Source organism: Aeromonas sp. s4, assembly GCF_040907855.1.
Lineage (GTDB): Bacteria > Pseudomonadota > Gammaproteobacteria > Enterobacterales > Aeromonadaceae > Aeromonas > Aeromonas caviae.
On sequence record NZ_JBFOCP010000045.1, the window covers coordinates 52,198 to 65,917 of the forward strand.

Genomic DNA, 13,720 nt, shown 5'->3' on the forward strand with positions numbered 1-13,720 from the left:
TCATCCCTCCACGATACGCAGTTGTCCCGAGCGGAAGCGTGCCGCGTGTTCGCTCGGGGTGTTGCCAAAGAAGCGTTTGTATTCGCGGCTGAACTGGGAGCCGCTCTCGTAGCCTACCTTGTCCGCCGCCACCCCGGCCTTGAGGCCGTCGTGCAGCATCATCAGCCGCGCCCGGTGCAGGCGCAGGGTCTTGATGTACTGCAGGGGCGAGGTGGCGGTGGCCGCCTTGAAGTGGTGGTGGAAGGCCGAGATGCTCATGTTCGCCTCCCGGGCCAGCTCCTCCACCGTCAGGTTCTCGGTAAAGCGCTGCTCCATGATACGCAGCACCCGGGCTATCTGGCTCACCTGGCTGTGACGGCTGGCCATGGCCAGCAGGGCGGGGGCCCCCCCTTCGTGCAGGGCGTGGAACAGGATCTCGCGCACGATCTGGGGCCCCAGCACCCGGGCGTGGAGCGGCTTGTCCATCACGTCGATGAGGCGCTCCACCGCGCAGAGCATGGTCTCGGAGAGGGGCACGGAGACCACGCCGCGACCCGGCTCCGCCGGGGCGGGGGCCGCGTCCCCCATCTCCAGCAGCAGGGCCTGCAGCGCCGCCACGTCGATCTCCACCGAGAGCCCCACCAGAGGGGATTCGGGGGAGGCGAAGCACTCGCACTCGCAGGGCAGCGGCAGGGTCATCATCAGGTAGTGCTCGGGGTCGTAGCGGAAGGTGAAGTCCGAGAGATAGCCCACCTTGTGCCCCTGCAGGATGATGATCATGCGCGGGCGGTAGAGCACCGGGATGCGGTCATGATGCTCCGTGGTGTAGATGAGGTGCACGCCGGGCACGGGGGCGGCGGTGATCCCCGGGTGGGGTGCCAGGGCGGCGAGTCGGCTGGCGAGGGCGGACTGGTGGGTCGCCGCGATGGGCTGATTTGTACTCATTTATCCAGGCTCAGTAGAAATAGGCAAGAAATCGGCAGAAAGCTCCCTTGATGGTAGGAGGTTATAAGAGAAAAATGCAACCCATACCTTACCGACTACGACCACCCCGGGAGATCCCATGAACAACTTCATCCTGCACACCCCCACCAAGGTGCTGTTCGGCAAGGGCCAGGTGGCCCAGCTGCGCGGCCAGATCCCCAGCGACGCCCGCATCCTCGTCACCTACGGCGGTGGCAGCGTGGTGCGCAGCGGCCTGCTGGACCAGATCCGCAGCGAGCTGGCCGGCCTGACCCTGTTTGAATTTGGCGGCATCGAGCCCAACCCCACCTACGAGACCCTGATGGGAGCGGTCGAGTTGGCCCGCGCCGAGAAGGTCGACTTCCTGCTCGCGGTGGGTGGCGGCTCCGTGCTGGACGGCTCCAAGTTCATCGCCGCGGCCGCTCACTACGATCCGGCCAGGGATCCCTGGCACATCCTCGAGACCGTCGGGGGCGAGGTGGCCTCCGCCATTCCCCTGGGCAGCGTGCTGACCCTGCCGGCCACCGGTTCCGAGATGAACATGGGCGCCGTCATCACCCGCAAGAGCACAGGGGACAAGCAGCACTTCTTCTCCCCCTTCGTGATGCCGCGCTTCGCCGTGCTCGACCCCGTGCTCACCTACACCCTGCCCGCCCGTCAGGTGGCCAATGGGGTGGTGGATGCCTTCATCCACACCCTGGAGCAGTACCTCACCTACCCGGTGGATGCCAAGGTGCAGGATCGCTTTGCAGAAGGGCTGCTGCTGACCCTGGCGGAAGAGGGGCCCAAGGCGCTGGTGGAGCCGGAAAACTACGACGTGCGTGCCAACATCATGTGGAGCGCCACCCTGGCGCTGAACGGCCTGATCGGAGCCGGTGTGCCCCAGGACTGGGCCACCCACATGCTGGGCCACGAGATCACCGCCCTGCACGGTCTGGACCACGCCCAGACCCTGGCGGTGGTGCTGCCCGCCCTGCTGCAGGCCAAGCGCGAGCAGAAGCGCGCCAAGCTGCTGCAATACGCCGAGCGGGTTTGGGATCTGCGCAGCGGCAGTGACGAGGCGCGTATCGACGGTGCCATCGCCGCCACCCGCGACTTCTTCGAGCGGATGGGGATCAAGACCCGGCTGCGGGATTACGTGGCCGACGCCCGGATCGACGCCCTGCTGGCCAAGCTCGAAGAGCACGGCATGACCGCCCTGGGTGAGCACGGCGACATCGACCTGGCCCAGAGCCGGCATATTTATGAGGCAGCCTGGTAAGCAGAGCACGCCTGAAGCGGGCCGCAGGCCCAGTTGCACCAGGGGGCCCGAACCCGCCAGCAGGCGGGGACGCGGCCCCCTGATCGTTGCAAAATGGTTACTTTTTCCCTTTTCATCTCATCAGATGAGCCAACGGCAGATTTCGTAAGAACAAAAAACGCTAAGGTAGAGGCCGGGTTAAACATTTTTTTTGACTGGTTGGATCACTTTTTTTAGCGCTTTTTGCTGGTATAAGCCCCTAATTTGGTTTGTTTTTTTTAATCACGGTCCGGGATGGGCTGAATTCTGTACCCGCCCGCCCGGGGCCGTGGTTGTAATAAAACTCCAAAATTTGATACTAATCACCCTCGCGCCTGAAAAGCGGGGGCCTGACCGTGACAGGAGGTCGAGGTGAAGCCTGCTGATTTTCATAACAAAGGGCCCGTGACCTGCACTTTGATCATGCCTTGTCCCCTCAGACATGAGAGACTTGGCGATGATTGTTTATTAACCATCAGGGAATAGTCATGCAGATTGGAATACCGAGAGAGAGTCTCGCCGGTGAGACCCGGGTCGCAGCGACCCCGGCCACTGTCGAGCAGCTGAAAAAGCTCGGCTTCGAGGTTGCCATCGAGGCCGGTGCCGGCCTGCGAGCCAGCTTCGATGATGCCGCCTTCGAGGCTGCCGGTGCCAGCGTGGTACCGAACGTCTGGCAAGCCGACCTTGTCTTCAAGGTCAACGCGCCGACCGAGGCCGAAATCGCACAAATTAAGGATGGTGCCACCCTGGTGAGCTTCATCTGGCCCGCCCAGAACCCCGAGCTGGTCAAGAAGCTTTCCGAGCGCAACATCAATGTGATGGCGATGGACATGGTGCCGCGGATCTCCCGTGCCCAGTCCCTCGACGCCCTCTCTTCCATGGCCAACATCGGTGGCTATCGCGCCGTCGTGGAAGCCGCGCACCAGTTCGGTCGCTTCTTCACCGGCCAGATCACCGCCGCCGGTAAAGTACCGCCCGCCAAGGTGCTGGTCATCGGTGCCGGTGTGGCCGGTCTGGCCGCCATCGGGACCGCCGGTTCCCTCGGTGCCATCGTGCGTGCCTTCGATACCCGTCTGGAAGTGGCCGAGCAGATCGAGTCCATGGGTGGGGAATTCCTCAAGCTGGACTTCGGCGGCGAAGATGGCGCTTCCAGCGACGGTTACGCCAAGGTGATGAGCGAAGAGTTCATCAAGGCCGAGATGGAGCTGTTCGCCCAGCAGGCCAAGGAAGTGGACATCATCATCACTACCGCCCTGATCCCGGGCAAGCCGGCACCCAAGCTCATCACCAAGGAAATGGTGGACAGCATGAAGCCGGGCTCCGTCATCGTGGACATGGCGGCCCAGGCCGGCGGCAACTGCGAATACACGGTACCGGGTGAACTGCATGTCACCGACAACGGCGTCAAGGTGATCGGTTACACCGATCTGCCGGGCCGCCTGCCTGCCCAATCCTCCCAGCTCTACGGCACCAACCTGGTGAACCTGATGAAGCTGATGTGCAAGGAGAAGGACGGCAACGTCGCCATCGACTTCGAAGACGTGGTGCAGCGCAACATGACGGTGGTCCAGGCCGGTGAAGTGACCTTCCCGCCCCCCGCCATCTCCGTCTCTGCCGCCCCGCAGAAACCGGCTGCCGCCAAACCGGCCGCCAAGAAGGAAGAGGCCAAGCCCTCCAACAAGAAGTTCGTGTTCGGTGCCCTCGGCATCGCCGCCTTCGGTTGGGTGGCCGCCGTGGCGCCTGCCGCCTTCCTCTCCCACTTCACCGTCTTCATCCTGGCCTGCGTGGTCGGTTACTACGTGGTGTGGAACGTCTCTCACGCCCTGCACACGCCGCTGATGTCGGTCACCAATGCCATCTCCGGCATCATCGTGGTCGGTGCGCTGTTGCAGATTGGACAAGGGTCGACCCTGGTCACCGTGCTGGCCTTTGTCGCCGTGCTGATTGCCAGTATCAACATCTTCGGTGGCTTCACCGTCACTCAGCGCATGCTGAAGATGTTCCGTAAGGATTAAGGGGGTTTAACGTGTCTCAAGGACTGGTAACAGCATCCTATATCGTTGCCGCCGTGCTCTTCATCCTCAGTCTCGCGGGACTGTCGAAGCAAGAAACGGCCAAGCATGGCAACCTGTTCGGTATCGCGGGGATGGCCATCGCCCTGCTCGCCACCGTCTTCAACCCGGAAACCAGTGGCGTCCACTGGATCATCCTGGCCATGGCCATCGGTGGCGCCATCGGCGTGCGTCTGGCCCTCAAGGTCGAGATGACCGAGATGCCCGAGCTGGTGGCCGTGCTGCACAGCTTCGTGGGCATGGCAGCGGTGCTGGTGGGCTTCAACAGCTTCATCGATCTGCACCCCTCCGCCCCCGCTGAAGTGGTGGTCTCCGTCGGTTCCAACCTGGATGCGACCTTGGCAGCCGCCCGGGCGGCGTTCGAGCAGGCGGCAAGCGTCGCCCAGGTCGAGCACCTCTCCGGCGCCATGCTGAACATCCACCTGGTGGAAGTGTTCCTGGGCGTCTTCATCGGTGCCGTGACCTTCACCGGTTCCGTGGTGGCGTTCGGCAAGCTGCGTGGCCTCATCTCTTCCAAGCCGCTGATGCTGCCGCACCGCCACAAGCTGAACCTGCTGGCAGTGGTGGTCTCCATCGCGCTGATGATCCACTTCGTCAACGCCGGTGGCTCCACCTTCGCCCTGCTGGTGATGACCCTGATCGCCTTCGCCTTCGGCTGGCACCTGGTCGCCTCCATCGGTGGCGCGGACATGCCGGTGGTGGTCTCCATGCTGAACTCCTACTCCGGTTGGGCGGCGGCGGCGGCGGGCTTCATGCTTTCCAATGACCTGCTGATCGTCACCGGTGCCCTGGTGGGTTCCTCCGGTGCCATCCTCTCCTACATCATGTGCAAGGCGATGAACCGCTCCTTCATCTCCGTGATCGCCGGTGGCTTCGGCTCCGACGGCGTGGCCTCCACCGCCGAGCAGGAGCTGGGCGAATACCGCGAGACCAACGCCGAAGACGTGGCCGACATGCTGAAAAACGCCAGCTCCGTCATCATCACCCCGGGCTACGGCATGGCGGTGGCGCAGGCCCAGTACCCGGTGGCCGAGATCACCCAGAAGCTGCGTGATCGCGGCGTCAAGGTGCGCTTCGGCATCCACCCGGTGGCCGGTCGTCTGCCTGGTCACATGAACGTGCTGCTGGCGGAAGCGAAAGTCCCCTATGACATCGTGCTGGAAATGGACGAGATCAATGATGACTTCGCCGACACCGACGTGGTGCTGGTGATCGGTGCCAACGACACCGTCAACCCGGCCGCCATGGAAGATCCGGGCAGCCCCATCGCCGGCATGCCGGTGCTGGAAGTGTGGAAGGCGCAGAACGTCATCGGCTTCAAGCGCTCCATGAACACTGGCTACGCCGGTGTCCAGAACCCGCTGTTCTTCAAGGAGAACACCCAGATGCTGTTTGGCGATGCCAAGGCCAGCGTCGAGGCCATCCTGAAGGCGCTGTAAGCGTTGACCGGATGAGACAAAAAGGGGGCTTCGGCCCCCTTTTTTTATGACCAGAGTGGATGACCGTGGCAGGGAACAGACAGGCGGTGGTGCCTGCCTGTCCTGACTGACTGGCGAGCCCTGGCTCAATTAAAGTTGAGCAAAAGCACCAAAAAACCACCTTAAAGGCCTCTCATGGGGCCTTTTTGTCATTTCAGTCGTGATTTTGCTCACATTTTGTGGTGTTGTCTCACCAGTCGGGCATAATGCCCGCGCAAAAAGCGGATTTGCTCAATTTTATTTGAGTCCGCTGTGAATATCTTTACCCAACGTTGACCGGATGACCCCATGACCGAGGTAGCTCCCTTGCGCGACGCCAGCACACTGACCGATGAAGAGCGCCATCTGATCGCCAGCTTCGAGCCTGCGGTGGCGGCGCTGTCCGCCCTGTTTGGCCCGGGCTGCGAGGTGGTGCTGCACGCCTTTGACAGTCTGCACGCCTCCGTCATCAAGATTGCCAACGGCCACATCACCGGCCGCCAGGAGGGAGCGCCGGTCACCGATTTTGCGCTCGACAAGTTGCACAGTGCCGCCGGCAGCCAGTGGAGCAGTTATTTCTCCCGCACCCGGGAGGGCTCCCTGATGAAGTCCTCGTCCATCACCATCAGCAACCGCGAGGGCAAACCCATCGGCATGCTGTGCGTGAATTTCAGCCTGGACACGCCCCTTGGCAGCCTGCTCGACACCTTTGCCCCGCCCGCAGTGCCCCCTGCCCACGGCACCGAGACCTTCGCCAGCTCGGTGGATGATCTGGTGGCGCAGGTGATCGCCAAGGTGGACAGGGATCCCGGGCTGGGCAGCAGCGTGCGCAACAAGGCGATCGTGCACCGGCTCTACGACATGGGCATCTTCGAGATCAAGGATGCCGCCCAACTGGTGGCCGAACTGCTCGGCATCTCCCGCCATACCGTTTACCTGCATATCCGCAATCACAAGGCGGAACTGGCCGAACAACAATGACGAGCCCGCACGCGGGCGCCATGAACATGAGACACATCGCAATGAATGCACAATGGACCGACTTTATTACCCTGCTCAAGCGTGAAGTGGTGCCGGCCCTCGGCTGCACCGAGCCCATGTCGGTCGCCCTGGCGGCGGCCAACTGCCGCAAGCTGCTGGGGCAGGTACCGACTCGCACCCGCGTCTGGGTCAGCGGCAATCTGTTCAAGAACGGCATGGGGGTCGGCGTGCCCGGCACCGGCATGATCGGCCTGCCGGTGGCCGCCGCCGTCGGCATCACCGGTGGCAACCCGGATGCCGGGCTGGAGGTGCTCAAGAGCCTCACGCCGGATCAGGTCGAGGCGGCCAAGGGGCTGCTGCCCACCATAGAGGTGGATGTGAAGGATGTGCCCGACGTGCTCTACGCCGAGGTGCTGGCCGAAGTGGAGGGGCACAGCGCCCGGGTGGTGATCTGTACCGACCACACCCGCATCGTGCTGATGGAGAAGGATGGCGAGGTGTTGATGGTGCAGGACAGCGCCCCCGGGGTGCAGATCCAGCCAGCCAAGGCCGACAAGCCCGCCATGACCCTGAAGGAGATCGTGGCCTTCGCCCTGGAGGTGCCGCTGGCCGAGATCGACTTCATCCGCGAGGCGGCCACCATGAACCAGGCGCTGGCGGACGAAGGGCTGCAGGGCTATGGCCTGCGCATCGGCAAGATCCTCACCGATCAGGTGGAGCGCAAGCTGCTCTCCGACGACCTGATGACCCTGGCCATGCGCCTGTCGTCTGCCGCCTCCGATGCGCGGATGGATGGCGCCATGCTGCCCGCCATGTCCAATTCCGGTTCCGGCAACCAGGGCATTGCCGCCACCATGCCGGTGGTCGCCGCCGCCCGCTTCCTCAAGGCCGATGACGAGCAGCTGGCCCGTGCCCTGGTGATGAGCCACCTGGTGGCCATCTATATCAAGGCCTACCAGAACAAGCTCTCCGCCCTGTGTGCCGCCAGTACCGCCGCCATGGGATCGGGGGCCGCCATCACCTGGCTGCTGGGGGGCCAGTTCGAGCAGATCAGCCACTGCATCAACAACATGATTGGGGATGTTTCCGGCATCATCTGCGACGGCGCCGGCAGCGCCTGCTCCATGAAGGTCTCCACCTCCACCTCGGCGGCGGTGAAATCCTCGCTGATGGCCATCAACAACCTGCGCGTGCCCCAGAGCGAGGGGATCGTCTCGGACGATGTGGACCAGACCATCGCCAACCTGGGTCGCCTCTCCAGGGAGGGGATGCTGGATACCGACATCGAGATCATCAACATCATGCGGGCCAAGCAGCAGGGTAAGCACCAGTGACCCCGGAGTGCCGCCGTCGGCCATAAAAAAACCGGAGCCAGTGGCTCCGGTTTTTCATTGTCCGTTCGCTACTCAGCCGCGACCGAGACGGTTGTCCGGGTAGTTCTTGGCAAGCACTTCGCGGGCATGCTGGGCCAGGGTCGGCATCTTCAGGGTGTCATAGGCGTTGACCATGATTTCCAGCGCCTTCTCGGTTTCCACCGTGTCGGGATAGGTCTCGACGATCAGCTTGGCGCGGTTGGCGGCGGCGATCAGGGCGTCACGCTTGACGTAGTACTCGGCTACCCCCAGGTCATAGCGGGCAAGACGGTTCTTCAGGCCGATCATGCGGGCACGGGCATCGGCTGCATAGCTGCTGTTGGGGTAGTTCTGCAGCAGGGTCTTGAAGTCCTGGAAGGCCTGACGGGCGTAGGAGGGGTCCTTGTCATCCCGATTGATGCCGAGGAAATCCTGGAAGAAGTTGTAATCCGCCGCCATGTTGGTCAGGCCGCGCATATAGAAGACGTAATCGATGTTCTTGTGCGCCGGGTTCAGGCGGATAAAACGGTCGATGTTGGCGATCGCCTGGGCGGTATCATCCTGCTTGTAGTAGGCATAGATGAGATCGAGCTGAACCTGGTTGGAGTAGGCACCGAACGGGTAACGAGAGTCCAGCGCTTCCAGCAGTTCGATGGCATTGAGGTAGTTGCCGGTATCCAGTTTGATGCGGGCTTTCTGGTACAGAACTTCCGGCGGTTCGTCGGGAACCTTGGGTTTGGTGCTGGAACAGCCAGTGATCAGAGTAGCGACCAAGGCGAGCGACATCAGCAGGTGAGACTTCTTTCCCATCAACAACATCCGGTCCATTTCCACGAAATTGGCAAAGTATCCGTTATGCTTGGCTAAAAGAAAAGCTAGAATACCCGGATTATTTCGAATTGATACCCCCGCTCAAGAGACCATACATGAGCCAGCATATTGAACTGACAGGCGAATTTCAGGATCACCAATTCGGGCAACGACTCGACCAGGCCCTGGCCGAATTGTTTCCCGACTACTCCCGGACCCGCATCAAGGAGTGGATTTTACAGGACAGAGTGACCCTGGACGGTCAGGTTGCCAATACCCCGCGCGAGAAAGTGGTGGCCGGGCAGCAGGTACATGTGAATGTGGAACTGGCAGACGACACCCGCTGGGATGCCCAGAACATCGAGCTGAACATCGTCTATGAAGATGAACACATCCTGGTGATCGACAAGCCGGCCGGCCTGGTGGTTCACCCGGGCGCCGGTACGCCGGACGGCACCGTGCTCAATGCCCTGCTGCACCGCTACCCCGGCATCGCCGAGGTCCCCCGCGCCGGTATCGTGCACCGTCTGGACAAAGACACCACGGGGTTGATGGTGGTGGCCAAGACCATTCCCGCCCAGACCCACCTGGTGGAAGCCCTTCAGGCACGCCAGATCACCCGTGAGTACGAGGCGATTGCCATCGGTCACATGACCGCCGGCGGCACCGTCGATGCCCCCATCGGTCGTCACCCGACCCAGCGTACCCACATGGCCGTGGTGCCCAACGGGCGCGAGTCCGTCACCCACTACCGGGTGCACGAGAAGTTCCGTGGTCACACCCGTCTGCGGTTGCGGCTGGAGACCGGCCGTACCCACCAGATCCGTGTCCACATGGCCCACATCAAGCATCCGCTGGTGGGGGATCCCGCCTACGGCGGTCGTCTGCGTCTGCTGCGCAACGCCACCCCCGAACTGACCGAGGCCCTGCGCGGTTTCCACCGTCAGGCGCTGCACGCCACCATGCTGAAGCTGGCGCACCCCATCACGGGTGAAGTGATGGAGTGGCACTCCCCCACGCCGCAGGACATGGTGGCGCTGATGGAAGTGCTGCGGGCGGATACCCTGGCCAATCCGGACGATCTGGTCTGGAACTGATCCCGGGGGCGGCCTTGCGACGATTCCTGCCGTAACCTGCCCTCCATGATCTGATGCGGGGCCCCTTGACTGGTTGCAGCCAAGGGGCCCCGTTTTCATATGAACGAAAGGAGCCACAGATGAACTGGATCGCACCCGACTGGCCCGCACCGGGCAATGTCAGGGCTCTCTCGACCACCCGGGACGGCGGCATCAGCGAAGGGGTCTTTGCTGGTCTGAACCTCGGGGCCCATGTGGGCGATGCACTGGCTAGGGTCGAGGCCAACCGCGCCCGACTGCAGCAGGTGGCGGGGATCCCCGGCACTCTCAACTGGCTCAACCAGGTACATGGCATCGCCGTCCATCCGGTGAGCGACCGTTATGAGCGCGTACCGGATGCCGATGCCGCCTGTGCGCATGAGGCGGGGCATGCCTGCATCGTGATGACTGCCGACTGCCTGCCGGTGCTGTTCTGCGATCGGGCAGGCACCGTAGTGGCGGCGGCCCATGCCGGCTGGCGCGGACTGCAGGGGGGCGTATTGGAGGCAAGCATCGCCGCCATGGGCTGCGAGCCTGGCGAGATCCTGGCCTGGCTGGGCCCGGCCATCGGTCCCGCCGCGTTCGAAGTGGGTGGCGAGGTGCGCGATGCCTTCATGGCGGAGCAGGCGGAAGCGGCGACTGCATTCGTGCCATCCCTCAACGAAGGGAAATGGCTGGCGGATATCTATCAGCTGGCCCGACTGCGCCTCGCCCGCGCCGGCGTCACCGCCATCTATGGCGGCGAATACTGCACCTTCAGCGACAGCGAGCGCTTCTACTCCTATCGCCGCGACGGGCAGACGGGTCGCATGGCCTCCCTTGTATGGCTGGAAAAATAGCCGAAGGGGCGCTCGCGAGTGGCCGCAAGCGCCTCTTCACTCCCTGGTGATGGCCCTCCGGTGGCTATGTCTTGCTGCCGAGCAGGCTCAGGGTACAGGCTGCCATTGCGAGGTCGTTTTCCCTCGGCCACCGCTATTGAGGAAAAAATAAACAGTTACCCCTTGAAATTGCCCTTCAAGACCACATCTTCCTTGTCAGAAAGCGATGTTGTTGCCGCGCATGCGGCGTCTGTCTTGAAGGGGGAGTGCAATGCGCCTCGATCGCCTGACCAGCAAATTCCAGATTGCCATTTCCGATGCCCAGTCTCTTGCACTGGGTCGTGACCACCAATTCATCGAACCCGTCCATCTGATGAGCGCCTTGCTCAATCAGGACGGCGGATCCATTCGTCCGCTGCTCACCCTGACCGGGCTCGACATCAATACCCTGCGCTCGCGCCTCGGCGAGGAGCTGGATCGCCTGCCCCGCGTCAGCGGGGTGGAAGGGGACGTACAGCTCTCCAACGGCCTCGGCCGACTGCTCAACGTCTGCGACAAGCTGGCCCAGCAGCGCAAGGATCAGTTCATCTCGTCCGAGCTGTTCGTGCTGGCGGCCCTGGACGAGAAGGGGACGCTGGGCGAGCTGCTGCGTGCCCAGGGGCTGACCAAGGAAAAACTCGAGGCAGCCATCGACAAGGTCCGTGGCGGCAAGAAGGTGGAGGATGCCAACGCCGAGGAGAATCGCCAGGCGCTGGAGAAGTACACCATCGATCTCACCGAGCGGGCCGAACTCGGCAAGCTCGACCCGGTGATCGGCCGGGATGACGAAATTCGCCGCACCATCCAGGTGCTGCAACGCCGCACCAAGAACAACCCGGTGCTGATCGGTGCCCCCGGCGTCGGCAAGACCGCCATCGTCGAGGGTCTGGCCCAGCGCATCATCAATGGCGAAGTGCCGGAAGGGCTCAAGAACAAGCGGGTGCTGTCGCTCGACATGGGGGCCCTGGTGGCCGGTGCCAAGTATCGCGGCGAGTTCGAGGAGCGGCTCAAGGCGGTCCTGAACGATCTGGCCAAGGAGGAGGGCAGCGTCATCCTCTTCGTGGACGAGCTGCATACTATGGTCGGTGCCGGCAAGGGCGAGGGTGCCATGGATGCGGGCAACATGCTCAAGCCCGCCCTGGCCCGCGGCGAATTGCACTGCGTCGGTGCCACCACCCTCGATGAGTATCGTCAGTACGTGGAGAAAGACGCCGCCCTGGAGCGCCGTTTCCAGAAGGTACTGGTGGAGGAGCCCTCGGTGGAGGACACCATCGCCATCCTGCGTGGCCTGAAGGAGCGCTACGAGCTGCACCACCATGTGCAGATCACCGACCCCGCCATCGTCGCGGCGGCCCAGCTCTCCCACCGCTACATCGCGGATCGCCAGCTGCCTGACAAGGCCATCGACCTCATCGACGAGGCGGCGGCCAGCATCCGGCTCCAGATCGACTCCAAGCCGGAATCCCTGGACCGGCTCGAGCGGCGCATCATCCAGCTCAAGCTGGAGCAGCAGGCGCTGATGAAGGAGGACGATGACGCCAGCCGCAAGCGCCTCGATCTGCTCAATCAGGAGCTGACGGAAAAAGAGCGGGAATACAACGAGCTGGAAGAGGTGTGGAAGGCCGAGAAGGCTGCCCTCGCCGGGACCCAGCACATCAAGGCGGCACTGGAGCAGGCTCGTCAGGATCTCGAGGTGGCGCGCCGCGCAGGGGACTTGGGCCGCATGTCCGAGTTGCAGTACGGCCGCATCCCGGAGCTGGAGAAACAGCTGGATCTCGCCACCCAGGCCGAGATGCAGGAGACCAGCCTGCTGCGCAACAGAGTCACCGACGTGGAGATCGCCGACGTCCTGGCCCGCTGGACCGGCATTCCGGTGGCCCGCATGCTGGAAGGGGAACGGGAGAAGTTGCTGCGGATGGAGGATCAGCTGCACAGCCGGGTGATCGGCCAGGAAGAGGCGGTGGACGCCGTCTCCAACGCCATTCGCCGCTCTCGTGCCGGGCTGTCCGACCCGAACCGCCCCATCGGCTCCTTCCTCTTCCTCGGCCCCACCGGGGTGGGCAAGACCGAGCTGTGCAAGGCGCTGGCGGAGTTCCTGTTCGATACCCAGGACGCCATGGTGCGGATCGACATGTCCGAGTTCATGGAGAAACACAGCGTGGCCCGTCTGGTGGGGGCGCCTCCGGGATACGTGGGTTACGAGGAAGGGGGGTATCTCACCGAGGCGGTGCGCCGTCGCCCCTACTCGGTGATCCTGCTGGACGAGGTGGAGAAGGCGCATCCCGATGTCTTCAACATCCTGTTGCAGGTGCTGGACGATGGCCGCCTGACCGACGGTCAGGGGCGTACCGTGGACTTCCGCAACACGGTCGTCATCATGACCTCCAACCTCGGGTCTGATCTCATTCAGGAGCACCACTCCGAGAAGGATTACGACGAGATGAAGACCATGCTGATGGAGGTGCTGACCCGCAGCTTCCGGCCGGAGTTCATCAACCGGATCGACGAGACCGTGGTGTTCCACCCGCTCGGTGAGGAGCACATCAAGTCCATCGCCCGCATCCAGCTCAAGAGCCTGATGAGCCGTCTGGAGTCCCAGGGCTTCGAGGTGGAGGTGAGCGAGGAGCTGCTGACCAAGCTGGTTCATGCCGGGTTCGATCCCGTCTACGGGGCGCGCCCCCTCAAGCGGGCGATCCAGCAGAAGGTGGAGAACCCGCTGGCCCAGGCCCTGCTCAGCGGTCGGGTCATCCCGGGCAAGACACTGCGGCTGGGGGCCGACAGCAACGGCCTCACCATGACCCAGTAATGGGATTGTCGATGAAAAACGCAGGCCTCGTGCCTGCGTTTTGTTTTCA

The 13,720-nt window shown here is 63.1% G+C and carries 10 protein-coding genes; 8 read left to right on the forward strand and 2 right to left on the reverse strand.

Translation table 11 applies throughout. From position 1 onward, the window contains the following. Positions 1 to 924, reverse strand: coding sequence for an AraC family transcriptional regulator (locus AB5Y89_RS15050; RefSeq protein WP_104454932.1), 924 nt, complete (start codon positions 922 to 924; stop codon positions 1 to 3). A gap of 118 nt (positions 925 to 1,042) precedes the next feature. On the opposite strand from AB5Y89_RS15050, the gene yqhD reads away from it, so the two are divergent. The 5 genes from yqhD (at position 1,043) to AB5Y89_RS15075 (ending at position 8,065) form a co-directional block, all read left to right on the forward strand. Then, on the forward strand, positions 1,043 to 2,203 hold the full coding sequence (gene yqhD / locus AB5Y89_RS15055; RefSeq protein ID WP_025202522.1) for an alcohol dehydrogenase: 1,161 nt from the start codon (positions 1,043 to 1,045) through the stop codon (positions 2,201 to 2,203). 506 nt (positions 2,204 to 2,709) lie between these two features. Next, positions 2,710 to 4,236: a Re/Si-specific NAD(P)(+) transhydrogenase subunit alpha gene (locus AB5Y89_RS15060; RefSeq protein ID WP_010675996.1), complete on the forward strand. Its 1,527-nt coding sequence runs from the start codon at positions 2,710 to 2,712 to the stop codon at positions 4,234 to 4,236. Positions 4,237 to 4,247: 11 nt separating this feature from the next. Next, positions 4,248 to 5,732, forward strand: a complete 1,485-nt coding sequence (gene pntB, locus AB5Y89_RS15065; RefSeq protein ID WP_010675995.1) for a Re/Si-specific NAD(P)(+) transhydrogenase subunit beta — start codon at positions 4,248 to 4,250, stop codon at positions 5,730 to 5,732. A 327-nt stretch (positions 5,733 to 6,059) separates the two neighbouring features. Further along, positions 6,060 to 6,731: a transcriptional regulator gene (locus AB5Y89_RS15070; protein ID WP_124245163.1), complete on the forward strand. Its 672-nt coding sequence runs from the start codon at positions 6,060 to 6,062 to the stop codon at positions 6,729 to 6,731. A 26-nt stretch (positions 6,732 to 6,757) separates the two neighbouring features. After that, positions 6,758 to 8,065 (forward strand): serine dehydratase subunit alpha family protein, encoded by a 1,308-nt coding sequence (locus tag AB5Y89_RS15075; RefSeq protein WP_041215805.1) that lies wholly within the window; start codon positions 6,758 to 6,760, stop codon positions 8,063 to 8,065. A gap of 72 nt (positions 8,066 to 8,137) precedes the next feature. Here the strand turns inward: AB5Y89_RS15075 and AB5Y89_RS15080 are convergent, their stop codons facing one another. Next, on the reverse strand, positions 8,138 to 8,893 hold the full coding sequence (locus tag AB5Y89_RS15080) for an outer membrane protein assembly factor BamD (RefSeq protein WP_039039695.1): 756 nt from the start codon (positions 8,891 to 8,893) through the stop codon (positions 8,138 to 8,140). A 116-nt stretch (positions 8,894 to 9,009) separates the two neighbouring features. Here AB5Y89_RS15080 and rluD point away from each other — a divergent pair, with 116 nt between their 5' ends. The 3 genes from rluD to clpB all read left to right on the forward strand — a co-directional run bounded on the left by rluD (position 9,010) and on the right by clpB (position 13,671). Continuing rightward, positions 9,010 to 9,990, forward strand: a complete 981-nt coding sequence (gene rluD, locus AB5Y89_RS15085) for a 23S rRNA pseudouridine(1911/1915/1917) synthase RluD (protein WP_010675991.1) — start codon at positions 9,010 to 9,012, stop codon at positions 9,988 to 9,990. Between the two features lie 119 nt (positions 9,991 to 10,109). Next, positions 10,110 to 10,847: a peptidoglycan editing factor PgeF gene (pgeF, locus tag AB5Y89_RS15090; RefSeq protein WP_201888775.1), complete on the forward strand. Its 738-nt coding sequence runs from the start codon at positions 10,110 to 10,112 to the stop codon at positions 10,845 to 10,847. Positions 10,848 to 11,097: 250 nt separating this feature from the next. Then, positions 11,098 to 13,671: an ATP-dependent chaperone ClpB gene (clpB, locus tag AB5Y89_RS15095; protein WP_041211934.1), complete on the forward strand. Its 2,574-nt coding sequence runs from the start codon at positions 11,098 to 11,100 to the stop codon at positions 13,669 to 13,671. Positions 13,672 to 13,720 lie beyond the last annotated feature (49 nt).

What these genes read in the sequence shown, in the direction of transcription:
- AB5Y89_RS15050 (WP_104454932.1), bottom strand. Translation starts at nt 924, where the DNA reads ATGAGTACAAATCAGCCCATCGCGGCGACCCACCAGTCCGCCCTCGCC.
- yqhD (WP_025202522.1), top strand. Translation starts at nt 1,043, where the DNA reads ATGAACAACTTCATCCTGCACACCCCCACCAAGGTGCTGTTCGGCAAG.
- AB5Y89_RS15060 (WP_010675996.1), top strand. Translation starts at nt 2,710, where the DNA reads ATGCAGATTGGAATACCGAGAGAGAGTCTCGCCGGTGAGACCCGGGTC.
- AB5Y89_RS15070 (WP_124245163.1), top strand. Translation starts at nt 6,060, where the DNA reads ATGACCGAGGTAGCTCCCTTGCGCGACGCCAGCACACTGACCGATGAA.
- AB5Y89_RS15075 (WP_041215805.1), top strand. Translation starts at nt 6,758, where the DNA reads ATGAGACACATCGCAATGAATGCACAATGGACCGACTTTATTACCCTG.
- AB5Y89_RS15080 (WP_039039695.1), bottom strand. Translation starts at nt 8,893, where the DNA reads ATGGGAAAGAAGTCTCACCTGCTGATGTCGCTCGCCTTGGTCGCTACT.
- rluD (WP_010675991.1), top strand. Translation starts at nt 9,010, where the DNA reads ATGAGCCAGCATATTGAACTGACAGGCGAATTTCAGGATCACCAATTC.
- pgeF (WP_201888775.1), top strand. Translation starts at nt 10,110, where the DNA reads ATGAACTGGATCGCACCCGACTGGCCCGCACCGGGCAATGTCAGGGCT.
- clpB (WP_041211934.1), top strand. Translation starts at nt 11,098, where the DNA reads ATGCGCCTCGATCGCCTGACCAGCAAATTCCAGATTGCCATTTCCGAT.